The organism is Streptomyces sp. P9-2 (assembly GCF_051903975.1).
Lineage (GTDB): Bacteria > Actinomycetota > Actinomycetes > Streptomycetales > Streptomycetaceae > Streptomyces > Streptomyces cellulosae.
Genome location: NZ_CP192633.1, coordinates 6,699,373 through 6,721,614, shown reverse-complemented (window position 1 = coordinate 6,721,614; position 22,242 = coordinate 6,699,373). Strand labels below are relative to the sequence as shown.

The 22,242-nt window shown below is 72.8% G+C and carries 21 protein-coding genes; 13 read left to right on the top strand and 8 right to left on the bottom strand.

Annotated elements, in window-relative coordinates; translation table 11 throughout:
* Window positions 1–190 precede the first annotated feature (190 nt).
* The 3 genes from ACQY0Z_RS30485 (at window position 191) to ACQY0Z_RS30475 (ending at window position 5,295) form a co-directional block, all read left to right on the top strand.
* On the top strand, window positions 191–883 hold the full coding sequence (locus ACQY0Z_RS30485; RefSeq protein WP_254588241.1) for a 2-phosphosulfolactate phosphatase: 693 nt from the start codon (window positions 191–193) through the stop codon (window positions 881–883).
* Window positions 884–1,005: 122 nt separating this feature from the next.
* Complete coding sequence (locus tag ACQY0Z_RS30480; RefSeq protein WP_439813138.1) at window positions 1,006–4,302, top strand: GH92 family glycosyl hydrolase; 3,297 nt, start codon at window positions 1,006–1,008, stop codon at window positions 4,300–4,302.
* Between the two features lie 186 nt (window positions 4,303–4,488).
* Window positions 4,489–5,295, top strand: a complete 807-nt coding sequence (locus ACQY0Z_RS30475) for a DUF427 domain-containing protein (protein WP_347224693.1) — start codon at window positions 4,489–4,491, stop codon at window positions 5,293–5,295.
* Between the two features lie 77 nt (window positions 5,296–5,372).
* Here the strand turns inward: ACQY0Z_RS30475 and ACQY0Z_RS30470 are convergent, their stop codons facing one another.
* On the bottom strand, window positions 5,373–7,286 hold the full coding sequence (locus ACQY0Z_RS30470) for a glycoside hydrolase family 5 protein (protein WP_439813137.1): 1,914 nt from the start codon (window positions 7,284–7,286) through the stop codon (window positions 5,373–5,375).
* A gap of 293 nt (window positions 7,287–7,579) precedes the next feature.
* Between ACQY0Z_RS30470 and ACQY0Z_RS30465 the strand changes: the two genes are divergently transcribed.
* The 4 genes from ACQY0Z_RS30465 to ACQY0Z_RS30450 all read left to right on the top strand — a co-directional run bounded on the left by ACQY0Z_RS30465 (window position 7,580) and on the right by ACQY0Z_RS30450 (window position 10,767).
* On the top strand, window positions 7,580–8,779 hold the full coding sequence (locus ACQY0Z_RS30465; protein ID WP_189900774.1) for a hypothetical protein: 1,200 nt from the start codon (window positions 7,580–7,582) through the stop codon (window positions 8,777–8,779).
* A 13-nt stretch (window positions 8,780–8,792) separates the two neighbouring features.
* On the top strand, window positions 8,793–9,383 hold the full coding sequence (locus tag ACQY0Z_RS30460; RefSeq protein WP_189900772.1) for a hemerythrin domain-containing protein: 591 nt from the start codon (window positions 8,793–8,795) through the stop codon (window positions 9,381–9,383).
* A gap of 107 nt (window positions 9,384–9,490) precedes the next feature.
* Entirely contained in the window at window positions 9,491–9,982 is a 492-nt protein-coding gene (locus ACQY0Z_RS30455) for a DUF2243 domain-containing protein (protein ID WP_254588561.1), read from the top strand.
* The gene (locus ACQY0Z_RS30450) at window positions 9,979–10,767 is read left to right on the top strand and encodes a cytochrome c oxidase assembly protein (protein WP_439813136.1); all 789 of its coding nucleotides are present in this window, start codon (window positions 9,979–9,981) and stop codon (window positions 10,765–10,767) included. The genes ACQY0Z_RS30455 and ACQY0Z_RS30450 overlap by 4 nt, the downstream gene beginning before the upstream one ends.
* A gap of 8 nt (window positions 10,768–10,775) precedes the next feature.
* Here ACQY0Z_RS30450 and ACQY0Z_RS30445 read toward each other — a convergent pair whose 3' ends face one another.
* The gene (locus ACQY0Z_RS30445; protein ID WP_189900767.1) at window positions 10,776–12,017 is read right to left on the bottom strand and encodes a PP2C family protein-serine/threonine phosphatase; all 1,242 of its coding nucleotides are present in this window, start codon (window positions 12,015–12,017) and stop codon (window positions 10,776–10,778) included.
* A 175-nt stretch (window positions 12,018–12,192) separates the two neighbouring features.
* On the opposite strand from ACQY0Z_RS30445, the gene ACQY0Z_RS30440 reads away from it, so the two are divergent.
* Window positions 12,193–12,819, top strand: coding sequence for a dihydrofolate reductase family protein (locus tag ACQY0Z_RS30440; protein WP_189900765.1), 627 nt, complete (start codon window positions 12,193–12,195; stop codon window positions 12,817–12,819).
* A gap of 35 nt (window positions 12,820–12,854) precedes the next feature.
* Here the strand turns inward: ACQY0Z_RS30440 and ACQY0Z_RS30435 are convergent, their stop codons facing one another.
* Window positions 12,855–13,097 carry a DUF6411 family protein gene (locus ACQY0Z_RS30435; protein WP_189900762.1) on the bottom strand — a complete coding sequence of 81 codons (243 nt, stop codon included), beginning with the start codon at window positions 13,095–13,097 and terminating at the stop codon, window positions 12,855–12,857.
* Window positions 13,098–13,464: 367 nt separating this feature from the next.
* On the opposite strand from ACQY0Z_RS30435, the gene ACQY0Z_RS30430 reads away from it, so the two are divergent.
* Both ACQY0Z_RS30430 and ACQY0Z_RS30425 read left to right on the top strand, forming a co-directional pair.
* Entirely contained in the window at window positions 13,465–14,601 is a 1,137-nt protein-coding gene (locus tag ACQY0Z_RS30430) for a hypothetical protein (protein ID WP_189900761.1), read from the top strand.
* A gap of 42 nt (window positions 14,602–14,643) precedes the next feature.
* Window positions 14,644–15,159 carry a molybdenum cofactor biosysynthesis protein gene (locus tag ACQY0Z_RS30425; protein WP_439813135.1) on the top strand — a complete coding sequence of 172 codons (516 nt, stop codon included), beginning with the start codon at window positions 14,644–14,646 and terminating at the stop codon, window positions 15,157–15,159.
* A 50-nt stretch (window positions 15,160–15,209) separates the two neighbouring features.
* Here the strand turns inward: ACQY0Z_RS30425 and ACQY0Z_RS30420 are convergent, their stop codons facing one another.
* Together ACQY0Z_RS30420 and ACQY0Z_RS30415 are read right to left on the bottom strand one after the other, a co-directional pair.
* Window positions 15,210–15,740 (bottom strand): hypothetical protein, encoded by a 531-nt coding sequence (locus ACQY0Z_RS30420; RefSeq protein WP_189900757.1) that lies wholly within the window; start codon window positions 15,738–15,740, stop codon window positions 15,210–15,212.
* 180 nt (window positions 15,741–15,920) lie between these two features.
* Window positions 15,921–17,342, bottom strand: a complete 1,422-nt coding sequence (locus ACQY0Z_RS30415) for an amino acid permease (RefSeq protein ID WP_347224700.1) — start codon at window positions 17,340–17,342, stop codon at window positions 15,921–15,923.
* Window positions 17,343–17,600: 258 nt separating this feature from the next.
* Here ACQY0Z_RS30415 and ACQY0Z_RS30410 point away from each other — a divergent pair, with 258 nt between their 5' ends.
* From ACQY0Z_RS30410 to ACQY0Z_RS30400, 3 genes are all read left to right on the top strand, one after another.
* Window positions 17,601–18,953, top strand: a complete 1,353-nt coding sequence (locus tag ACQY0Z_RS30410) for a DUF2254 domain-containing protein (protein WP_347224701.1) — start codon at window positions 17,601–17,603, stop codon at window positions 18,951–18,953.
* Window positions 18,954–19,035: 82 nt separating this feature from the next.
* Window positions 19,036–19,953: an NADP-dependent oxidoreductase gene (locus ACQY0Z_RS30405; protein ID WP_439813134.1), complete on the top strand. Its 918-nt coding sequence runs from the start codon at window positions 19,036–19,038 to the stop codon at window positions 19,951–19,953.
* 55 nt (window positions 19,954–20,008) lie between these two features.
* Window positions 20,009–20,485: a VOC family protein gene (locus tag ACQY0Z_RS30400; RefSeq protein WP_189900752.1), complete on the top strand. Its 477-nt coding sequence runs from the start codon at window positions 20,009–20,011 to the stop codon at window positions 20,483–20,485.
* Between the two features lie 82 nt (window positions 20,486–20,567).
* On the opposite strand, the gene ACQY0Z_RS30395 is transcribed toward ACQY0Z_RS30400, so the two are convergent.
* From ACQY0Z_RS30395 to ACQY0Z_RS30385, 3 genes are read right to left on the bottom strand one after another with little or no spacing between them, the layout of a single operon-like run.
* Window positions 20,568–20,843, bottom strand: coding sequence for a DUF6510 family protein (locus ACQY0Z_RS30395; RefSeq protein WP_381729583.1), 276 nt, complete (start codon window positions 20,841–20,843; stop codon window positions 20,568–20,570).
* An 18-nt stretch (window positions 20,844–20,861) separates the two neighbouring features.
* A complete protein-coding gene (locus ACQY0Z_RS30390; RefSeq protein ID WP_439813133.1) occupies window positions 20,862–21,617 on the bottom strand; it encodes a ferredoxin reductase in 756 nt (251 codons plus the stop codon).
* Window positions 21,587–22,186 (bottom strand): sulfite oxidase-like oxidoreductase, encoded by a 600-nt coding sequence (locus tag ACQY0Z_RS30385; protein ID WP_189900749.1) that lies wholly within the window; start codon window positions 22,184–22,186, stop codon window positions 21,587–21,589. The genes ACQY0Z_RS30390 and ACQY0Z_RS30385 overlap by 31 nt, the downstream gene beginning before the upstream one ends.
* Window positions 22,187–22,242: the final 56 nt, after the last annotated feature.

The window sequence follows — 22,242 nt, the reverse complement described above, 5'->3', positions numbered from 1 at the left end:
CCTCGTTCTCGCCCATCCGGTAACTCAACGCCGGACAAGGGAAGTCACCGGCGTTGTGCTTGCCGGTGCGGCAGGAGGGGTCTTCGGTGGTGCGGGGTGCGCCGGGGCGGCCGGGTCCGCCCTCGACCTCCGTCCCGGACGGCGTGAAAGTCACGTGCGCCGGCCCCCGCCACGGCCCCATCATGGCCGGATGAAGGCACGCTTCCTCGGCATCCCCGAGTTGACGGACGTACCGGACGTGGCCGTGGTCGTGGACGTCATGCGGGCGTACACGGTGGCCGCCTGGGCGTTCGCCCGGGGCGCCGAACGGGTCGTCCTCGCCGAGTCCTTGGACGAAGCCCTGGCGCTGAAGGCACGGCATCCCGAATGGATGACCTTGAAGGACGGCCTGCCCGCGCCCGGCTTCGACCTGGTCAACTCCCCCGTCCTGCTGCGGAACACGGACCTGTCCGGGCGCACCGTCGTGCAGAAGACCACCGCGGGGACCGTCGGCGCCCTCGCCGTGAAGGACGCCTCGCTGGTGCTGTGCGCGAGCTTCGTCGTCGCCGAGGCGACGGTCGCGGTGCTGCGGGCGCGCGCATCCCGCGAGGTGACGTTCGTCGTCACCGGCGGCAGCGGGCGCGCCGAGGAGGATCTGGCGTGCGCCGAGTACATAGCCGGCCGGGCCCACGGGGACATCATCGACGCCGACCCGTATCTGCGAAGGGCCGCCGCGTCGCGTTCCGCCGCCGAGCTGACGCAGGGCGTGCGTGCGGGATCCGCCCCCGAAGACGTCAGCCTCTGCCTGGAGTTGGACCGGTTCCCCTTCGCGATGGCCGCCTCCGTCGAGGACTCCCTCATGGTGCTCCGGCAGGTCACGCCGGCGGGCTCGCCCCCGGCCTGACATCCCGGCCACGGTCACCGGACAGCGGTCTCGGTCACGGGTATTGACAACGATGTCAGCACCGTGATCTAGTCCGCTTCCGTCCAGCCCGGTGCGACAGGTGAGCAACAGGAGCCGCTTCCATGGATTCACCCCTCCACAGATGGCGCCGCCGAGCGTCGACCGTCCTCGCCGCGCTCGTCGTCACCGGCGCCGGTCTCGCGCCCGCGCCGGCCCTCGCCCAGCCGTCGTCGTCCTCATCCGCGTCCGGTGCACAACTGACCTCCCTGGTCAACCCGTTCATCGGCACGCAGAACTTCGGCAACACCTTCCCCGGCGCCAGCGCGCCCTTCGGGATGGTGCAGGTCAGCCCGGACACCGGCGGGCAGGGCGGCTACGACTACCAGCAGGACAAGATCCACGGGTTCAGCCAGACCCACCTCTCCGGCGTCGGCTGCTCCGTCATGGGCGAGCTGCCGCTGATGCCGACCACCGGCGCGGTCGACACCGTGGATCCGAATGCGTACCGGTCGACGTACTCGCACGACGACGAGAAGGCCGAACCCGGCTACTACCGTGTCGGGTTGAAGACGTACGGCATCGACGCCGAGCTGACGGCCACCGAGCGCACCGGGTGGCAGCGCTACACCTTCCCCTCCACCGACCGCGCCAACGTGCTCTTCAACACCGGCAAGGCCAACCAGCGGGTGTACAGCTCGGAAGTGCACGTCGTCGGTGACCGGACGGTCGAGGGCCGGGTCGAGGCGGGCAACTTCTGCGCGGGCAAGGACCGGCACACGGTCTACTTCACCGCCACCTTCGACCGCCCGTTCACCGCGCACGGCACCTGGCGTGGTTCCACTCCCCGGCCCGGTGAGCGGGACGCGGCCGGTGAGGGCGGCAACGGGGCCTGGGTGACGTTCGACGCCGAGGAGGACCGTGACGTCGTCGTCAAGGTCGGCCTGTCGTACACGGGTCTCGAGGGCGCCCGGAAGAACCTCGAGGCGGAGACGGCCGGATCGTACGACTTCGACGCCACGCGGGAGGCGTTGCAGGCCACCTGGGAGCGGCAGCTGGCCTCGGTGAAGGTGGACGGCGGGCCGGCCGAGCGGCGGCGCGCCTTCTACACGGCGCTCTATCACGCGCAGTTGCACCCGAACCTCGCCGGGGACGTCGACGGGCGGTACGCGGGCTTCGACGGGAAGGTGCACACGGCGGACGGATTCACGCCGTACCAGAACCTGTCGTTGTGGGACACGCACCGGCCGCAGAACCAGCTGCTGCAGCTGCTGGAGCCGAAGGTGGCGCGGGACGTCGCGCTGTCGGTCGTGGCGATCGGGCGGGACGGCGGCTGGCTGCCGCGCTGGTCGCTCGCCAACAGCGAGACCAACATCATGACGGGCGACCCGGTGACGCCGTTCCTGGTGGAGGCGTGGTCGAAGGGGCTGCTCGCCGGTCATGAGCAGGAGGCGTACGCGCTGCTGCGGAAGAACGCGCTGCGGACGCCGCCGGACGAGTCCCCCTACAACGGGCGCGCCGGCATCGACGCCTACCTGGAGCGCGGGTATGTGCCCAGCGGGCTGGAGCTGGGGAAGGACTGCCCGGACAAGGGCGGCGACAACGACTGCGTGCACCCGGCGTCGGCGACCCTGGAGTACGCGGCGGCGGACGCGTCGCTGGCGCTGATGGCGAAGGGGCTGGGCCGCACGGCCGACGCGCGGACGTTCGCGGCGCGCGGGCAGTGGTACCGGAACCTGTGGGACTCGTCCGTCCAGCAGTTCCGGCCCCGCACCACCGAGGGCACCTGGGTCACGCCGTACGACCCGGTCGAGGCGGGGCACCAGTTCCACGAGGGCGGCGCGTACCAGTACCAGTGGCTGGTCCCGCAGGACCCGGCCGGGCTGGTGTCACTGATGGGCGGCCGGAAGAAGACGGAGGAGCGGCTCGACGCCTTCTTCGCCTACGACAAGTTGCTGAAGGACCCGGCGAAGACCGCCCGCGAGGACTGGATCTCGGCGCCGTACGACTACTACGGCAAGCCGACCTACAACCCGAACAACGAGCCCGACCTGCACGCGCCGTACATGTACCTGTGGGCGGGCGCGCCGGCGAAGACGGCGACCGTGACGCGTGCGGCGATGACCCTGTTCACGGACGGGCCGGACGGGATGACCGGCAACGACGACCTGGGCACCATGTCGACCTGGTACGTCTTCTCCTCCCTGGGTCTGTACCCGGTGACGAACGGCGGTGACTATCTCGCCGTGTCCTCCCCGCAGTTCCCGTCGGCGGAGATCCGCATCGGCGCGTACGGGAAGCTCCAGGGCGGCACGCTGACCGTGAAGGCGCCCGGGGCGAGCGACACCCGGCGGTACGTGAAGCGGGCGGAGTTCGGCGAGAAGGACCTGCGCGCCACGTGGCTGGACTGGGACGCGGTCGCCAAGGGCGGGCGGCTCGCCTTCGAGATGAGCGACGAGCCGTCGGCGTGGGGCACCGGCAAGGGTGCCGAGCCGCCGTCGGTGAACCGCGCGGCCGCCGACTCCCGCCGTCACCTCGACGCGTCCCTGCGCACGTCCGCCGACGTGGTGCCGGGGTCGGACAAGGCCCAGGACGTGCGGCTGCGACTGGACGTGCTGGGCCAGGCGCCGGGTGCGCTGCGAGTGAAGGTGGTGGCCGAGGCGCCTCGCGGGTGGACCGTGAAGACGTCGGGCTCCTTCACGCTGGCGTCGCACCGGCTGCCCGTGCAGCGGACCGCGGCGGTGGACGTAGGTGTGCCGGCCGGGACCGCGCCGGGCACGTACACCGTGCGGATCACGGCCGGCGCCCCTGGGGTCAAGGCGGTGGAGCGGGTCGCCACCGTCGAGGTGCGCGAGGCCGCGCGCTGCGCCGGGGACGGCGGTGAGCGGTGCGCCGTCGACCTGGGCAAGGAGCTGAACCACGACGGGACCGCGACCGTCGCGGCATCCGGTGAGGGCGACTTCGACGGCGGCGGCTGGAGCTACGACGGCGACCTGCTGCCGGCGGCGGGACCGGTGGTGTGGGACGGAGTGACCTACCAGGCGCCCGACCCGTCCGGCACGGCCGCGAACTTCGTCGAAGCGCGCGGGCAGGCCATGCTGCTGCCGGCCGGTTCGTACGGCGCGCTGCGGCTGGTCGGCGCGTCCCACCACGGGCCGGTGACGACGGACCTCACCGTCCGCTACACCGACGGCACGACCGCCGAACTGCCGGTCACCGTCGGCGACTGGGCGGGCTCGACGCCCGCGGGCAGTTCGGTGGCGCTGGAGATGCCGCACCGGATCAAGCAGGGGCAGGGCGTGGACGGGCCGCCGGTGCGTCTGTTCGCCACGTCCGTGGCCCTCGACGCGTCGAAGACGGTCCGCTCGCTCGGGCTGCGGAACGATCCCCGGGTGCAGATCTACGCCCTCACGCTCGGGTAACCCCCACGCTCGGGTAGCCCCCACGCTCGGGTACCCCCCACCCGAGGCCGGGCGTCCGTGTCCCGTGACACGGACGCCCGGCTTGTCACGTCCCGCCCGGTGTGCGCGGTAGCGTGCGGCACGAACCGAGGCGTCGTGACCTGCGGGCCCCGAGCCGCGCGGGCCAGTGAATCGAGGTGGCCGCCCATGGGCGTGGAGAGCGTCCTGCACCCGAGCCTGATCGTCCCCGTGGGGCACGTCGAACCCGTGCCGCGGCGTGTGCGGGGGTTCGTGGACGGGCACGTCGTGTTCGACACGCGGCGCGCGCTGTACGTGTGGGAGTGGGCCGGCTATCCGCAGTACTGCGTGCCGCGCGACGACCTGGTCGAGGCGGGGCTGATCGACGACGACCGGACGGAGCACCTCGGCGCGGGCCCCGCGCGGCGCCATTCGCTGCGTGTGCGGGACGCGGTGCGGGAGGGCGCGGCGTGGGTGTGGCAGGACGGCGCCCCGGAGGCCGTACGGGGGACCGTCCGCTTCCGCTGGAACGCGATCGACGAGTGGCTGGAGGAGGACGAGCCGGTGTACGTCCATCCGCGCAGCCCGTACGCCCGCGTGGACGCGCTGCGGTCCTCCAGCCGGGTGCGGGTGGAGATCGACGGCGTGGTCCTCGCGGACGCGCCGCACTGCGTGAAGCTGTTCGAGACGGGCCTGCCGACCCGCTACTACCTCGACCGCGCCCACATCAACTGGCCGCTGCTGCGCCGCACGGACCACGTCACCCGGTGTCCGTACAAGGGCACGACGAGCGGCTACTGGTCCTTCGACGCCGGCACCGGCCCGCACGAGAACATCCTCTGGGCGTACGACTTCCCCACCACCCAGGTCTCCCGCATCGCGGGCCTGGCGGCGTTCTACAACGAGTACGTCGACCTGTACGTGGACGGCACCCTCCTCCCCCGCCCGACGGGCACACCCGGGGTGCCGGCGCGGGCGGGGGGCAGGCGCAGCTGAGACGGCCGCCCGTCGTCCTCACTGCCGCGTACACCGCGGGCAAGGGGTTACCCGGGCCCGCCGGCTCGGTGAACGGCTCAGGACAACGGGCGGCAGTACAGCGCGTCCGGAGTTCGGGGAGATCCGACGCGGCCCGTCCAGGCTATGCCTGCCGCGTACTCGTCGTCCGCGCACTGGCCCTTGTAGTGGCCCCGGGCGAAGTCGCCGCCCCTGGGGGCGTCGCCGCGGTTGTCTCCTCGGTCGAACCAGACCGTGCGGCCGCCCGGGGCGGTGAGTGTGCCCGGGGTCGCCTTGCGGCACAGGGCGGACGAGACGGCGGCGCCGCGGACGCTGTAGCCGGTGAGGAAGTGGCCGTCGGCGCACTGGAGTTTGGTGTGACCGGACGCCCAGTCGCGGCCGGGGGCGACGTGCCGTTCGTCCCTCACCGCTTCGTGGGCGCCGCCCGGGTCGTCCAGGGCGCCCGCGCGGGCGTCGGTGCACAGGCCCCGGTTGCCCGTGTGGCTCAGGCCCGCCAGGCGGAGGCCGTCGGGGCAGGCCGCCTTGCGGGCGCCCGGGTCCCAGTCGGGCAGTGCGCGCATCCGGCGTGAGGCGACGAAGTCGCCGTGATCGGGGCTGAGCATCGCCCACTCCGTCGTAGGCGGGACGTGGCCCGTGCGGGCGGGGGCCTCGACCAGACGGCGCCATGCGTCCGACCGCCAGTCGTCGCCGTCGTGGACGGCCATGCGGCGGCCCTCCGCGTCCCAGTGGAGCAGGGCCCAGCCGTTGCCGCGGCGGTTCTCGTGCCAGCCGACCAGGGGCCAGTACGCGAAGTCGGCGTCGGCGCGGATCAGTTGGCCGACGAAGTGCTCGAACCAGGCGCGCGGGGCCGCGCCGGTCTCCTCGCGGCCGCCGACGCCGAACTCGGAGATCCACACGGGGGCCGTGTAGTGGCGGTCGGTGTCGCCGGCGACGTAGAGCGCCTGTCGGTGGAGCACGTCGGCGAGTTCGGCGGGGGCCAGGTCCTGGTAGCGGGGGTCGCTGGTCTCGCCGATGCCGGTCGCGCCGGTGTGCCGGGGGCCTGTGTAGCCGTAGAAGTGGGCGGAGTAGACGAGTTTGTTGGAGTCGACGAGGGTGTGCGACAGGTCGCGTACGGGTTCGAGGGTGGGGCGTCCGTGCGGGAGGCCGTCGACGGGCAGGCCGGTCCAGTTGATGCCCTCGACGATGATCAGCAGGTCGGGGTCGGCCTCGGTGAGGATGCGGTCGCCGGCCCTCTGGCTCGCGGCGAACCAGTCGTGCCGGTCGCCGAGGCCCCAGTCGGGGTCGTCCCAGACGCTGCGGCGGACCTCGTTGTAGAGGTCGGCGCCGACGACACGCGGGTTGTCGCGGTAGCGGCGGGCCATGAACAGCCAGTCGTTCTCCCAGGTCTCGTCCGACTGGCTCGCGTTCCAGCGTTCGTTGCCGTCCACGCCGCAGCACCAACGGGTGCTGTTGGTGTGGTTGTTGAGGATCACGGCGAGACCGGCGTCGGTGAGGGCGCGCACCGCTGCGTCGTACACCTGCAGCGGCGTCCTCCCCTCGAGGTCAGGGTTGGCGGTGACGGCGTCGGCGGTGACCGGGCGGGCGTCGTGGATCATCTCGTTGGAGAAGGGCAGCCGGACGCTGTTGATCCCGATCTCCCGGAAGCTCGCGACGATCTCGGCCATCGGGGCGCGGTCCAGGCCGAGCGGGACGCGGTGGGAGTTCTCCCCCGCGTGGTGGTCGGCGTCGTCGTCCGCGCTGCCGCTGCCGTTCCACGTGCCGCTGGCACCGTGCCAGTTGCCGGAGCGCAGCTTGAAGCGGTCTCCGTTCGCGTCAACGATCCAGCGGCCCCGTGTGCTGAGCGGCGGGGTCCAGTCGGCGAGCGCGGCGGTCTCCTCGACCGGCACGGCCGTACGGGCCGCCGCGGGGACGGGCACCGAGAGGGCGAGCAGGAGCAGGACGGCCGCGATCTTCGGTACCCAGGAACCTCGCACGGCCGCCGCTCCCTCCACGAAGGTCACTTCATGATGCGGTCATGACACACGGACGGTCCATACCGGGGCAGCGCCGCACTCGCCCAGGACCGGGACGGCGTCGTCATTGTCCATACGGCCCCCTCTTCGGCCATCCGCATGCGGCATCCGAGGCACGTCCGCGTCCGACGGGCGTGTGGCGTGGCGGGCCCGTGCGATCGCACCCAGCATGAGGACGTGCCCCGCCGGACACGCGGACGCTCCGCCGGTGCGGGGGCGTCCGCGCGTCCGGCCCCTCGAAGAGGAGCGTGCCCATGACCTTCAACCCGCTGGAGCAGCGCGGCATCCCGCTGGACCGCCAGCTGCGCAACTGGCGCGAGCTGAACGTGGAGCCCATCGACCCGGACCGCTGCGACCCGTACACCCGCTGTCGCGTCATCACCATGAACGGGATCGAGGTGGAGGCGATCCTGTTCAGCCACCAGCTCGCCCGCAACACCGTCGACCCGGAGATCAAGCGGCAGCTGGCCCAGACCCGGTACATCGAGGCGCAGCAGCAGAAGGCGGTCAACTGGCTGCTGCCCGGCCTGTCCTCGGTGCTGGAGACGACCATCGCGTACGAGCAGGTGGCCGTGGACCTGACCGCATGGGTGGCGCGGATGGAGCCGGACCCGTATCTGCAGCAGGCGTACCAGTTCGGTGTGCTGGAGGACTTCGACCATCTGTACCGGTACGCCAACCTGTACGAGATGATCGAGCACCGCAAGGCCGAGTCGATCGTCGACAACCTCACCGAGGTGATGCCGGGCCGGCCCACGCGGTACCACCACCGCGACCCGGTCGACAACGTCCGCGACCCGTACCAGAAGGACCGGACGGACCCGCTGTCGAAGCTGCACGCGTTGACGATCATGTCGACCGAGCAGCAGACGATGAACTTCTACATGAACACCGGCCCCACCTACATGGAGCCGATCGCCCGCCAGCTCTACCAGGAGATCGGGCTGATCGAGGAGGAGCACGTCACGCACTACGAGTCCCTGGTGGACCCGGGTGAGACGTGGTGGGAGCAGCTCGTCAACCACGAGTACAACGAGTGCTACCTGTACTACTCGTTCATGGAGCAGGAGAGCGACCCGAAGGTCAAGGCCATCTGGGAGCTGCACCTGAACATGGAGCTGGAGCATCTGCACATGGCGTGCGACCTGATGCGCAGGCTCGACGGCCGCGAGCCCGCCGAGGTGCTCGCCCCCGCGCTGCCCAACGTGCTGACCTTCGAGCCGAACAAGGCATATCTGCGTGAACTGCTCGACACGCAGATGGACCTGACCACGCTCGGGGCCGGCTACGTACGCGAGGCGCACGAGCGGTTCGAGAAGATGCAGGAGCGGATCCACGGCGGTGAGGACCCGCCGAGCGACCGGGTGATGCACGAGCACGACGACATGTTCGGGCGTGAGTACCGTGTGCAGACCGAGGGCGAGCACCCCGACCCCGCGCAGCGCGAGAAGTAGGGAGGGGACGGGCATGTCCGAGTTGCAGACCCCGCAGGCCGGGGACGACCGTTCCCGGGACGACGACGTCGTCTCCCTGCTGATGCGCCAGCACGGCGACATCCGCAACCTGTTCGACGAGGTCGAGGCCACCAGCGGTGAGGAACGCCGGGACGCCTTCCGGCGGTTGGTGCGGCTGCTGGCCGTGCACGAGACCGCCGAGGAGGAGGTCGTCCACCCGTTCGTGCGGCGCTCGGTCGCGGGCGGCCAGGAGATCGTCGAGGACCGGCTCAAGGAGGAGCGGGAGGCCAAGGAGATGCTGGCCGTGCTCGACGACATGGACCCCGACGGGCCCGACTTCCTGCCGAAGCTGATCGAGTTGCGGCGTGACGTGCAGATGCACGCGCGGGCGGAGGAGCGCTACGAGTTCATCCACATCCGGCGCAGCACCGACGTCACCGACCTCGCCGCGATGGCGAAGGCGATCAAGGCCGCCGAGGCGATGGCGCCCACCCGGCCCCACCCGGGCGTCGAGTCCGGCGCGAAGAACATGGCCCTGGGTCCGGTGGCGGCCCTCATGGACCGCACCAAGGACACCGTGCGCAAGGCGATGGGCGGGGGCTGAACTCCCCTCGGCGGGGGCCAACCCGCCTGAGGGGTCGCCGGGGTGACCCGTGCCCCGCGGGGTAGTCGGCGGGCGGCAGCCGATCGTTCGGAAGGACGGACCGCACCGTGAGCACCTCTGACCCCCTGGCCCGCACGGCCGCCGCACGACGCCCCGAGCCCCGACGGTCGCTGCTGGTCTGCGCGGTCGTCGGGGCCGCCGTCATGGCGGCCGTGGACGAGATCGTGTTCCACCAGCTGCTGCACTGGCACCACTTCTACGACCGCTCCACGTCCGGCGTGGCCCTGCTCTCGGACGGGCTGCTGCACACCGCCGAACTGCTGGCGCTGGTCGCCGGGTTCTTCCTGTACGCCGATCTGCGGCGGCGCGGTGCGCTGGCGCCCGGCCACGCGTGGAGCGGGGTCTTCCTCGGCGCGGGCGCCTTCCAGGTGTTCGACGGCATCGTGGACCACAAGGTGCTGCGCGTGCACCAGGTGCGGTACGGCGTCGACGTCACTCCGTACGACTGGGCGTGGAATCTGGCGGGGCTCGTGCTGTTGGTGATCGGGGGCGTGTCGCTGGCGCGCGCCCGGCGGGCCGGAGGGCGGCGGGTGTCGTGACCGCCGGTCCGGTGGCGGCGCCTCTCGCGCTCGCGTGTGTGCTCGCCGCCGTGGTGTACGCGGTGGGCGCCGTCCGGCTGCGGACGCGGGGTGACGCCTGGCCGTGGCTGCGGGACTGTGTGTTCGCGACGGGGTGCGCGGCCGTGGTGTGGGGGCTGGCCGGTCCGGTGCCGGGCGGGTTGTTCACCGCGCACACCGGCCGTCATCTGCTGGTGGCGATGGCGGGACCCGCGCTCCTCGCGACGGCCCGCCCGCTCACGCTCGTGCTGCGGCTGCTGCCGCCGGGCGGGGCGCGCCGGGGGCTGCTGCGGGTGGCGCACTCCCCCGCCGCCGGGTGGCTGCTGTTCCCTCCGGTCGCCGCGGCCGTCGACGTCGGCGGGTTGTGGCTGCTGTACCGCACGGACCTGTGGGCCGCCACGCACCGGAACCCGCTGCTGGGCGGTCTTCTGGAGCTGCACATGCTGCTGGCCGGGCTGCTGTTCGCGATGGCCGTCTGCCGGCTCGACCCGGTGCGCGGCCGGTGCGGTCTGCCGCTGCGGGCGGTGACGCTGCTGGCGGCGGGTGCGGCTCACGCGGTTCTGGCCAAGAGCCTGTACGTGGCGGGGCCGCCGGGGACGTCGTTCCCGGCGGCCGATCTGCGGGCCGGGGCGCAGCTGATGTACTACGGCGGGGACGCCGTGGAAGTGCTCCTCGCGCTGGTCCTCGCCGCGCAGTGGTACGCGGCGACCGGCCGGCGCCGCGCACGGCGGGCGGCGCGGGAGGCCCTCCCCGCGGGCGCGCGCTGACCCGGCGGTCACAGACGTACGACGATCAGCGCGATGTCGTCGCGGCCCCCGTCCGCTACGCCCAGGCGGGTGAGCAGGGTGTCGGCGAGGGGTTCCGGGTCGAGGTCCGCGTGGTGGGTGACCGCGTCGGTGAGGCGCAGCAGCCCCGCGTCGATGTCCTCGCCGCGGCGTTCGATCAGGCCGTCGGTGTAGAGCACCAGGGTGTCGCCCGGGGCGTAGGAAAGGGTGGCCTGCGGGCGCGGGGTCTTGTCGGTGAGGATGCCCAGCGGCGGGTCGGTGGCCCGGTCCAGCAGGATCGCCGGGCCGTCACGGTGTCCCAGCACCGGCGGCGGGTGGCCTGCGCAGGTGTACGTGACGGTGCGGGCGCGGGTGTCGACGACGGCCTTGGCCGCGGTGGTCGCCAGCGCGCCCTCGAAGGTGCGGGCGTACCGGCTGAGGAGGTCCATCGCGGCGCCGGGTTCGCGGATGGCGCGCACGGCGGCGGACAGGGCGCTGCGCAGCATGCCCATGACGGCGGCGGCCTCCAGGCCGTGACCGACGACGTCCCCGACCGCGACGGTGAAGCAGTCGTCGTCCAGGTCCACCACGTCGTACCAGTCGCCGCACACGTTGAGGGAGCGGGTGGCCGGCATGTAGCGCACGGCGATGCCGCGGTGCGCGGCCAGGTCCGGGGCGTGCAGCATGACGTCCTGGAGGGCGAGCGCGGTGCGGCGTTCCCAGTCGTGGGCGGCGCGGAGCTTCTCGTTGGTCTCCTGCAGCTGCCGCGCCTTCGCGTACAGCTCGGCCTCCGTGACGGCCCGGGTGCGCGTCCGGCCGGTCGGTGTGTCGTGCACGGGGCGGGACAGCAGGAACTCGGTCATGTCCTCGACCCGGTGGACGATCCACTCGATCTCCCCGTCGGGGCCGAGCACGGGCGTGTTGACGGGTGACCACCAGCGTTCCTGGAAGGCGCCGGGGCGGCCGGGCACCGGGAGGTCGTAGCGCTGCACGGCGAGCGCCTCGGGCTCCTTGGTCCGCAGGACGCGCTGCAGCGAGGCGGCGAGGTTGCGGATGCCGTCCGCCGCCGGGTCCTCCGGGTTGTCCGGGTAGACGTCGAAGAGGTACTGGCCGATCAGCTCCTCACGGGTGCGTCCGGTCACTCTGAGGTACATCTCGTTGACGTCGACGACGGCGAGGTCGGCGTCCAGCACCAGGTAGGGGTTGGGCAGGACCGAGAAGAGGGCCTGGTGGTCGACCCGCGGTTCGTCCATGTGCGGTCTCCCGTTCCGGCGCCGGCGTCACCGTCAGTATGCGCCGCGAAGGCCGGGTCCGTCGGGTCGCCAGGGCCCGGCGGGGGACGCCGATGAGTCCACGAGGCCGGCGGAGTCCCCACCGAGGAGGAGGCGGCGCACCGGGCGCCGTGCCCGGGAAGCGGGAGCGGACACCATGAAGCTGACCACGATCACCAACGTCTCCGTCGACGGCGTCATGCAGGGCCCCGGCCTGGCCGACGAGGACCGCCGGGGCGGTTTCGAGCGCGGCGGCTGGGCGCTGCCGCTCGTCGACGAGGAGACCATGACGCATCTCGGCGGGGTGTACGGCCGCGCCGACGCGTTCCTGTTCGGGCGCAGGACCTACGAGATCTTCGCCGCCTCGTGGGGCGCCATGGCCGACCCGGAGGACAACCCGGTCGCGGGACCGCTGCACGCGCGGCCGAAGTACGTCGTGTCGAAGACGCTCACCGACCCGGGCTGGGCGCACACGACCGTGCTGGCCGGTGACCCGGCCGCCGCCGTGCGGGAGCTCAAGGAGCGGATGCCCGGTGAGCTCCAGGTGCACGGCAGCGGGCAGCTGGTGCGGTGGCTGGCCGCCGAGGGTCTGATCGACGAGATGATCCTGCTGACCTACCCGGTGATCGTGGGCCAGGGCACGCGGCTGTTCCCGGCGGACGGCCCGGACGGCGCGCTGAAGCTGGTGGACTCATGGGCCACGCCGGGCGGGGTGACGTTCCAGGTCCACCGGCCCTCGGGCCGGCCGCGGTACGCCACGGAGGTGCCGCCCCGGACGTCGTGACCCCGCCTGCGGCGCGGCTCGGAACGGCGCACGGGTCAGAACGGCATCCTGCCGCGCGCGCGGCGGCCGGCGGAGCCGCTGCGGCCCACGGCACGGGAGCTGGAGCTGAACGGCTTGCTGAGGAGCCGGCCGAGCGGCCCCGGGGCCTTGGATCCTGCGCGCGAGCCGAGGCCCAGGGTGCGTTGCGTGCCGTTCTGCGGGTGTCGTGACAGGCGTGGCACGAAGAAGGCGAGCAGGGCGATGACCACGCAGACGGCGATGATGCCGACGACCATCATGAAGTCCTCCAGGGTTGCGGTGGGGCCGTGGGCCGCGGACCGGGCGGTCCGTGCGACCTCTCGTTCCCCCTCCCGACGCGAACACGCTTCCGGATCCGGTGCTGCCTCTGCAGCGCCGGGTGCGGCTCGTATGTGGCTGGTCGCGCAATTCACCGCGCCCCTGAAGGGTGCTGACGCCACAGCCGCTCAAAGCGCCCCGCCGCCGCTGCCGCCCTGGCTCCGGGCAGTGGTGCCTCCCCCAGTGCCCCAAAAGCCTGGGAGGTGCCGCCTCACCGTGACCCCCATGTGATCACCAACGCGTAAGGTCCCCTGGGCCACCGTCAGTTGGTGGCGAAGGGGACGAGGACGGGGTACGGGGGGGCGGGACATGGAGTACCGGCACGCGGCGATACCGGCCGTGGCGGGCGGGCTGATGCTGACGCTGCTGCTGTGGTGGGCGGGCGCGAGCGCCGACGCGCTGGACCTGGACGGCGCCACCGGCGCGCTGGGCATCGAGACGGCCAACGCGCTGCGGTCCTGGCTGAACCCGTGGGCGTACGACCCGCGGCCCGCCGCGTCCGTGACGGCGACGGCCGACGGAGCCAGCTACCTCGCCCTGCACGACACGGCGATGCAGATCCGCTTCGTCGCCGTGTTCCTGTTCTACGCGGCCGGGTCCCTGCTGCTGGTCAGGCGGCTGCCGGCGGAACCCGGCCGGGTCTGGCAGGCGCTCCTCGCCCTGTGGGCGTGGGGTGTGGTGGCCGGGACCCTCGCGGTGACCGTGTCGGCCCCGTGGCTGATCGCGTCGGGCGGGCGCGGAAGTCACCGGTTCCTGCCGCAGCTCGCCGCGCTGGCCTCGGCCGGGCGGACGGTGCTCGTGCCCCTGGCGCTCCTCGCGGCGGTGTGGACGGTGTTCGTGGCCCGGCTGGTTCTCAAGAACGCCGAGCCGCAGCCGCGTGGGGACGTCCCGGCGCGGACCGCCGTCGTCGCCGCGACCATCGGCACCGCGGTCGTCGCGGTGTCCGTGGTGGTGCTGTCGTACCAGGCGAACGCGGCACGCATCCAGTCGATGTTCACGGGCGGCGGGTTCCTCTCCGAGCCGGGTGATCTGCTGCGGCAGTGGCTGCTGCTGGGCCTCTGGTCGGGTCCGTCGGGGGTCGGGCTGTGGGACTGGCTGCTGGTGCGGTTCGGTGACGTGCTGCTGCTCGCGGTGGTGTGGTGCGCGCTGCGGTGGCTTCCGGGGATGCTCACGAAGGTCTCGGTCCCGGCGATGGCGGCGTGCACGGTGTGCGCCATCGTTCTGGGGTCGCTGGTGCGGCATCTGTGGCGCGTGGTGGTCGTCGACAGCGGGACGACGGCCTGGCATCTGCTCCAGGCGGCGTCGGGACTCGGTGACGGGACGAGCGCGGCTGTGCTGTGGGGCACGCTCGCGGGAATCACCGCCACGGTGGTGCTGCGGGTCACGGGGCGGGGGGCGGAGGAGCCCGCGCCGGCGACGGCGGACGGTGCCGGTTCCGGCGGGTAGGGTCGGTGCCGGCCGTGTCCGCCGGAGCCGACGAGGAAGCGCATGATCGACGTCGAGGTGGTGCAGCTTCTGGTGTCGCCCGCGCACCGGCTGGCCGGGCGGCCCTCGGAGGGGCCCGCGCCCGGACCGGACGACGAGCGCGTCGGGCGCGCGGAGGTGCGGGCGCGCCTGGGGCTGGTGGGCGACCGCTACTTCGCGCAGGCCGCGCACCGGGACGCCTCCGTGACCATGATGTCCGTGGAGAACCTCCCCATGGAGATCGATCCCGCCGTCGACCTGCGGCAGACCCGGCGCAACGTGCTGCTGCACGGTGTCGACGTCGACGCTCTGATCGGCGCGACGGTCAGTCTCGACTGCGGGGAGGGACCGGTGCGGTTCTCGCTGAACCGTCCGGCGCGGCCCTGCGCGTGGATGAACGTCACCGTCGGCCCGGGCGCGCAGAAGGCGCTCCGGGACAAGGGCGGGGTGCGCTGCACGCCACTCGACGACGGGGTCCTTCTCGTCGGCCCTGCCCGGCTCGAGGTGCTGACGGAGCCGGCCCCGCGCCGTCGGCCGTAGGACGCGGGGGTACGGTCGCGGCCTGCCCCGGGCCGTAGGACGTCCGGGCGCTACTTGATCACGGCGTTGGCGCCGATGATCACGAAGCCGATGAGCATGTCCCCCGCCCCGGCCCGCAGCGAGGCCGGCCAGGTGCGGCCGGCGCGGCGCGCGGTCCACATGCCCCATCCGGCGAGGATCAGGGTGTTCACCACCAGCGCGACCTCGACGGCGTCGGCCTCCGTCCACCAGTCCGGGATCGCGAACAGCATCAGGACGATCGTGGGGACCGCCGCGGCGACCACCGGCCACTCCGCGACCATGGCGCGCACACCGGCCGTCAGTCCGCCGGGCTCGGCGGACATGCGGTGGGACAGCACGTGCGCGTAGCCGTGCGCGGCCGCGGCGGCGAGGGCGGTGAGCAGCACCCACAGGGCGTCGGAGCCGGGGCTGGTCTGCTCGTCCGGTGAGTCGAGGGCGGCCGCCAGGGCGCTGGCCAGGACCAGTCCGTAGACGCCGCTGAGCAGGCGGGGTTCGGGGAGAGGCCGTTCGGCGGCGCGTGGGGCGTCCGGCTGGGGCGACGGGTGGGCGGGTTCGTGCATCGCGGGCGGCCTCCGGCGGGAGGGGCGGGACAGGGCGGCACGGCAGCGCGTGAGGCGGCCGGAAGCACCGGCCGCCTCACATGTGCCGTGTTCTGGATCAACTGCCGGGCCGCCCGGAGGCAACGCCCCGCGCCGGAAGCTGCCCCATTTGCCCGAGCCCTCCACGAGGACCGGCGCCGGTCACCGGTCGGCGGTGCTCGTCGCCGCCCGCTGCTTGCGGGCCGCCATGACGGCGTAGACCAGTACGCCGCCGAAGAGGAACAGCACGCCCTGGTAGACGGCCTCGTATCCGGCGCCGGCGACCAGCCACAGCGAGAAGGCCGCGGCGACCGAGGCGATGATCATGTCGCGGACCAGCCGCCCGCGGTCGACGCGGTCCCGCTGCCCGGAGACGAGGTGGTAGAGCTGCGCGGCGGTGGCGAGGAGGTACGGGACGGTCGCGGTGAAGGTGGTGACCAGGACCAGCGTCTCGAACACCCGGGCCGTGCCGGCGGCGTAGTTGTACACGGTGAGCAGCGAGGCGAGGAGCACGGTGACGCCGACGCCCACCGTCGGCACGCCGCGCCGCTTGCGGGCCAGGGGGGCGGGGAAGAGTCCGTCCTTGGCGGCGGCGTAGGAGGTCTGGGCGGACAGGAGGGTCCAGCCGTTGAGGCAGCCTGTCATGGAGACGAGCGCGGCGAGTGCCACGGCCCAGCCGCCCCACGCGCCGCCGAACATGCCGTTGACGGCGTCCGAGAAGGGCGCGCCGGACTCGACGAGCCGGTCGTGGGCGACGGTGCCGAAGACGGCGAGGGTGCCCAGCAGGTAGACGACCGCCGCGCCGGCGGTGCCGATGACGGTGGCGCGGCCGACGGTGCGCCGGGCGTCACGCACCTCGCCGGCGCTGACGGCGGCGGACTCCACGCCGAGGTAGGAGAAGAGCAGGATGGCGGCCGCGGCGGAGACGGCGCCCATCGCGCTCTCCCCGCTCGCCTGGAACGGGCCGAGGTTGTCGGAGTCGAAGAAGAACAGTCCGCCGACGGCGACGAGCAGCAGCGGCACCAGCTTGAGGACGGTGGACACGACCTGGACCGCGCCGACGTAGCGGGTGCCCGCGTAGTTGGCGAGGGCGGGCAGCCACTGGATGACGAGGGCGGCGAGGCAGGCGGTCCAGCGGTGCTCGCCGACGGGGATCAGCACGTCGAGGTAGCCGACGGCGGCCACGGCGAGGGCCGCGTTGGACACCCAGGTGGTGATCCAGTACGCCCAGGCGGCGAGGAATCCGGCGAAGTCGCCGAAGGCCTCACGGGCGTACACGTACGGGCCGCCGGTGCGGGGGTCGCGTTCGGCGAGGCGGCCGAAGACCAGGGCCAGGGCGATCGCGCCGACCGTCAGCACGCCGAAGGCGACGAGGCTGATCGTGCCGTACGGGGCGATGGACGCCGGGAGCAGGAAGATGCCGCCGCCGATGATGTTGCCCATGACCAGCGCGGTGGCGACGGGCAGTCCGAAGCGGCGGGTGCGCCGTCCCGGGCCGTCGGGGGTGCCGTCGGGGTGGGCGGGGCCGCCGGGGATGTCCTGCGGGGCCGGAGCCGGTGGGGGGACGGTTCCGGTGACGTGCATGGGGTGGTGCGCCTCTCGTCGAACGGTTGCCCGGGATCGCCGGGCCGCAGACATGGTCGGGGATGACGGCGGATCGCTCCAAATCGGGCGTAATCGTCCTGCCGCGGACGGTCCGGCGCAGGAAAAGATGCACTGTGAAGGCATCCGGACGGGGAATCGTGCGGCGGTCCCCTGCGACCCCGGTGGCCTCTGCGGCGGGCGTGCCCCGGCGGTAGCGTGAGGGGCGAGCCCGTTCCCCGGGCACTGCGGAGGCGGCTTATGCCGACCTGGTCCTTCCGGTTCCGGCTGGGACAGTACGTCAGGACGAGCCTGTGGATCCTGCCGGTGCTCGGCCTGGCCGCCGGGGCCCTGCTCGGCGAGGCGGCCCTCGCCCTGGACGACATGGTGGGCATCCCGACCGGCTGGCGGTACACGGCCACCACGGCGACGGGCGTGCTGACCGCCATCGTGGGCGCGATGGTCGCCCTGCTGGGGTTCGTCGTCACGATCGGGGTGCTGGTCGTCCAGCAGGCCACGGGCACACTGTCCCCGCGCTACATGCGGCTGTGGTACCGCAACCCGCTGCAGAAGACCGTGCTGGCGCTGTTCGCCGGCACCTTCGCCTTCGCGTTCACGCTGTTGCGCCGGATCGGCCCGGACACGGTGCCCGACCTGGGCGTCACCCTGGCCGGTCTCGCGGTCGCGGTCAGCCTGGTGATGCTGCTGGTCTACCTGAACCGGTTCGTGCACGACGCGCGCCCGGTGGCGATCGCCGACCGGGTGTGCCGCACCGGCCTGCGCGTCCTCGGTGTCTCCGTGCAGGCGCAGGGCCGCTGCCTCCTCCTCGACGAGGGCGACGGCGGTCCGCGCCGGGACGCTCCCGCTCAGGTGGTGCGTACGGAGGAGGGCGGAGCGGTGCAGGGGCTGGACGTGGCCGGGCTGGTGCGGGCCGCGTCGCGGAACGACTGCGTGCTGGTGGTGGCGCACCGCGTCGGGGACTTCGTGCCGCCGGGGGCGGTGCTGCTGGAAATTCACGGGACGCCCGGCGCCTTCGTCGAGCCCCGCCGGCCGGCGGGGCTGGTGGCGCTGGGGGCCGAGCGGACCGTCGAGCAGGATCCCGCCTTCGCGCTGCGGGTGCTGGCCGACATCGCCGCGCGGGCGCTGTCCCCGGCGGTGAACGACCCGACGACCGCCGTGCAGGTCCTCAACCACATCGAGACGTTCCTGCACGGGGTCGGCCGGTCGGAGCTTCGGGGCCGGCACGTGCTCGCCGACCGGGACGGACGGCCGCGCGTGGTGGTGCCGGGGCGCGGCTGGGAGGAGTACCTCGAACTGGGCGTCACCGAGGTCCGCGAGTACGGCGTCGGCTCGCTCCAGGTATGCCGGCGGCTGCGCGCCCTGCTCGACGGGCTGCTGGCCGGGATGCCGGAGGCGCGGCGGCCCGCGGTGCGGCGGCAGCTCGCGCTGCTGGACGACGCCGTGGACCGGGAGTACCCCGAGGGGTTCCGCCGCACGCTCGCGCGTACCGGGGACCGGCAGGGCATCGGGGGCGGCGGGTCCGGGGGCGGTGGCTTCCCCTCCGGGAGCCCGACGCGGCCCGACGGTCCGGGGCGACCCGACGGCGGTACGTGACGCGAGGCCCCTCCGTTCGCCCCGGAAGCGTCACGGAGTCATGCTGGAAGGACGTCTTCCCCACCTGGCTCAGGGGGCCTCGATGAGAGCGGTACGAGCTCACGACCGCGACGCGCCCATGGACGATCTGGTCGTCGAGGAGGCCCCGTACCCCTACGCGGGCGAGGGCGACGTCGTCGTGAAGGTGCGGGCGGCCTGCTTCACGCCCGGTGAACTCACCTGGCCCGCCTCATGGGTCGACCGGGCCGGCAGGCCCCGCTCCCCCGTCGTGCCGGGCCACGAGGTGTCGGGGGAGGTCGCCGAGGTGGCGCTCGGCACCACCGGACTCACCGTCGGACAACGGGTGACCGGCCTCACCGACTGGAACCGTGACGGCACCCTCGCCGAGTACGTGGCGGTGGAGGCGCGCGATCTCACGCCGCTGCCCGCGGACGTCGACCCCGTGGAGGCGGCGGCCCTGCCGATGCCGGGGCTCACCGCCTGGCAGGGGCTGTTCGTGCACGGCCGGCTCGAGACCGGTCAGAGCGTCCTCGTGCACGGAGCGGGAGGGGGGGTGGGAATGGCAGCCACGCAGCTCGCCCGTGACGCCGGAGCGCGTGTTCTCGGTTCGGGCCGCGCGAAGAGCAGGGACCTGGTGCTGGCACTGGGCGCGGAGGAGTTCGTCGACCTGGAACAGCCGGCATGGGAGGAAGCCGTGGGCCTCGTCGACCTCGTATTCGACGCCGTCGGAGGGACGGTGCTCGACCGCTCGGCCGCCGTCCTCAGAGCGGGAGGCGCCCTCATCAGCATCTCCCGCCCGCCGACCGTGCGGCCCGATGACGGCCGGGCGATGTACTTCATCGTCGAGCCCGACCGGGGTCACCTCGCGCAGGTCGTCGACCGTCACCGGCAAGGCCGGCTGCGGCCCCTGGTGGGGAGCGTCCGCCCGCTCGCCGAGGCGCCGGACGCGTTCCGCACCGAGTCCGGTACGGCCGGGAAGACCGTCGTCGCCGTCACGTGACGCCGGTGCGACCGTCGGGGGCGGGGTTCCGCCACGACGGAAAGCAGTCACTCTCATGGATCTCAAACTCGAACTCATCGTGCTGCCCGTGTCCGACGTCGACCGGGCCAAGGCCTTCTACGAGGCCATGGGCTTCCGGCTGGACCTCGACAAGGAGGCCAGCGAGAACTGGAGGGCCGTGCACTTCACCCCGCCCGGTTCGGAGTGCTCCATCATCTTCGGCAAGGGCATCACGACCGTGCCGCCGGGCTCCGCGCAGGGCATGTACCTCGTCGTCCCGGACATCGAGAAGAGCCGCGCGGAACTCGTCGACCGCGGTATCCAGGTGAGCGAGGTCTTCCACGACGCCAATGCCGTCTTCTACCACGGCCACGGCGGCGGGGACCTCACCCACGACCCCGCCCTGGGGCAGGGCCGGGAGCCGGGTCTTCACCCGGACCGGATGTCGTACGGCTCCTTCGCCACCTTCAGCGACCCGGACGGCAACGGCTGGGTGCTGCAGGAGGTGCAGCAGCGGCTGCCCGGCCGCTGACGGGGTGTGACTCCTGGCTGTGTCGGGCGGCCGCCGTCCCGGGTTCGCCGGGACGGCGGCCGTCACCCCGAGCCCCTCCCGTTCACACGGCCGCCGCCGGGAGGCGCAGATAGTCGAGGCCGCTCGCGTCGAGCCAGAGGTGGCTCGGGGAGCGGACCATGCGCAGCAGCACGTCCTCGCAGCCGGGGCAGCGCAGCACCGTGCCCGGGCCGCCGAGGTAGGCGTGCGCCTCGGCCAGCCGCATCCGAAGGCCGCAGCCCTGGCACTGGCCGGAGGCCATGGTCATGTCGGCGCCGAACAGCGACTCGAGGTCGCCGGCGGCGGCGTTGCCGTCGAGGAAACCGGGTTCGGTGGTCATGAACGGGGGTCCCTTCGCTCACCCGACGGGGCCGAAGCGTTCGGTCCGTATACGGCGGGGATCGTGGCCGAGTGCCACGAGCAGACCGGCCGCCGTCTCCACGAATCCGGTGGATCCGCAGACGTAGCAGGCCGGTTCGAAGTCCGGCGGCCACCCGCCGGCGGACAGATCGTTCGCGGTGACGCGCGCGGGCGGCCGCGGCCAGCCCTCCGGTGCGGAGCGGCTGTAGAGAAAGGTCTTGTCGAGTCCCGGGTCCTGCGTGCGCAGGTCCGGGACGAACAGCTGGGAACGGGGGCTGCGGAGGCTGTACACCAGCCGGAAGGGGACGCGGCCGGCGAGGGCGCGCCGGGTGCGGATCATCGCCATCAGCGGCACCAGTCCCGAGCCGCCCGCGACGAGCAGCACCGGCTCCTTCTGCTCGTCGGGCCGCCACACGAACCAGCCGCCCACCGGTCCGCGCAGTTCGATCACGTCCCCCACCTCGAGGACGTCCACCAGGTACGGGGAGACCTCGCCGTCGTCGATCCGCTCGACGGTCAGCTCGACGCGTTCCCCGTCGGGCGCGGAGGCGATCGAGTAGCTGCGCTGCGTGCTGTAGCCGTCCTCCGCGGTGAGCCGCAGGTCGACGTGCTGTCCGGGCAGATGGCCCGGCCAGCCGGGGACGTCGAACACGAGGGTGCGGGCGGTGTCCGACTCGTCGTGCCGGCCGGTGAGGCGGGCCTCCAGCCAGCGCAGGCGTGCGCCTAGTCGCCCTGGTACCGCTGCTCGCGCCATGGGTCACCGTAATCGTGGTAGCCGACGGTCTCCCAGAAGCCGCGTTCCTCCTCGTCGAGCAGCTGGATGCCGCGCACCCACTTCGCGGACTTCCAGAAGTACAGGTGCGGGACGAGAAGGCGGGCGGGGCCGCCGTGTTCCGCGGGGAGGTCCTCGTCGTCGTAGCGGTAGGCGATCCACGCCTTGCCGTCGAGGAGGTCCTCGACGGGGAGGTTGGTGGTGTAGTCGCCGTAGGAGCGGACCAGGGCGTACTCGGCGCCGGACGCGACGTTCGCGAGGAGGACGTCGAGGGAGACGCCCTGCCATCGGGTGCCGAACTTGGACCACTTGGTCACACAGTGGATGTCGACGGTGGGCGTCTCGGAGGGCAGGGCCATCAGCTCCTGCCAGTTCCACTGGTACCGGACGCCGGTCTCGGTGCGGACGGTGAACTCCCAGTCGTCGTGGCTCACCGTGGGTGTGGGGCCCGCGGACAGGACGGGGAATCCGGTGGTCTCGTACTGCCCCGGCGGCAGCTCGTGCCCCTTGTCCCGCGCCCGGCCGTGGAATCCGCGTGAAATGACGGCCATGTCGCATCACCGCTCTCGGAAGGAGGGCAGTGCCCATTTTTCAGGAGGGGGCGGGG

What these genes read in the sequence shown, in the direction of transcription:
- ACQY0Z_RS30465 (WP_189900774.1), top strand. Translation starts at nt 7,580, where the DNA reads ATGACCTTCAACCCGCTGGAGCAGCGCGGCATCCCGCTGGACCGCCAG.
- ACQY0Z_RS30435 (WP_189900762.1), bottom strand. Translation starts at nt 13,097, where the DNA reads ATGATGGTCGTCGGCATCATCGCCGTCTGCGTGGTCATCGCCCTGCTC.
- ACQY0Z_RS30400 (WP_189900752.1), top strand. Translation starts at nt 20,009, where the DNA reads ATGGATCTCAAACTCGAACTCATCGTGCTGCCCGTGTCCGACGTCGAC.
- ACQY0Z_RS30475 (WP_347224693.1), top strand. Translation starts at nt 4,489, where the DNA reads ATGGGCGTGGAGAGCGTCCTGCACCCGAGCCTGATCGTCCCCGTGGGG.
- ACQY0Z_RS30415 (WP_347224700.1), bottom strand. Translation starts at nt 17,342, where the DNA reads ATGCACGTCACCGGAACCGTCCCCCCACCGGCTCCGGCCCCGCAGGAC.
- ACQY0Z_RS30410 (WP_347224701.1), top strand. Translation starts at nt 17,601, where the DNA reads ATGCCGACCTGGTCCTTCCGGTTCCGGCTGGGACAGTACGTCAGGACG.
- ACQY0Z_RS30395 (WP_381729583.1), bottom strand. Translation starts at nt 20,843, where the DNA reads ATGACCACCGAACCCGGTTTCCTCGACGGCAACGCCGCCGCCGGCGAC.
- ACQY0Z_RS30425 (WP_439813135.1), top strand. Translation starts at nt 14,644, where the DNA reads ATGATCGACGTCGAGGTGGTGCAGCTTCTGGTGTCGCCCGCGCACCGG.
- ACQY0Z_RS30445 (WP_189900767.1), bottom strand. Translation starts at nt 12,017, where the DNA reads ATGGACGAACCGCGGGTCGACCACCAGGCCCTCTTCTCGGTCCTGCCC.
- ACQY0Z_RS30390 (WP_439813133.1), bottom strand. Translation starts at nt 21,617, where the DNA reads ATGGCGCGAGCAGCGGTACCAGGGCGACTAGGCGCACGCCTGCGCTGG.
- ACQY0Z_RS30440 (WP_189900765.1), top strand. Translation starts at nt 12,193, where the DNA reads ATGAAGCTGACCACGATCACCAACGTCTCCGTCGACGGCGTCATGCAG.
- ACQY0Z_RS30405 (WP_439813134.1), top strand. Translation starts at nt 19,036, where the DNA reads ATGAGAGCGGTACGAGCTCACGACCGCGACGCGCCCATGGACGATCTG.
- ACQY0Z_RS30385 (WP_189900749.1), bottom strand. Translation starts at nt 22,186, where the DNA reads ATGGCCGTCATTTCACGCGGATTCCACGGCCGGGCGCGGGACAAGGGG.
- ACQY0Z_RS30480 (WP_439813138.1), top strand. Translation starts at nt 1,006, where the DNA reads ATGGATTCACCCCTCCACAGATGGCGCCGCCGAGCGTCGACCGTCCTC.
- ACQY0Z_RS30420 (WP_189900757.1), bottom strand. Translation starts at nt 15,740, where the DNA reads ATGCACGAACCCGCCCACCCGTCGCCCCAGCCGGACGCCCCACGCGCC.
- ACQY0Z_RS30485 (WP_254588241.1), top strand. Translation starts at nt 191, where the DNA reads ATGAAGGCACGCTTCCTCGGCATCCCCGAGTTGACGGACGTACCGGAC.
- ACQY0Z_RS30430 (WP_189900761.1), top strand. Translation starts at nt 13,465, where the DNA reads ATGGAGTACCGGCACGCGGCGATACCGGCCGTGGCGGGCGGGCTGATG.
- ACQY0Z_RS30460 (WP_189900772.1), top strand. Translation starts at nt 8,793, where the DNA reads ATGTCCGAGTTGCAGACCCCGCAGGCCGGGGACGACCGTTCCCGGGAC.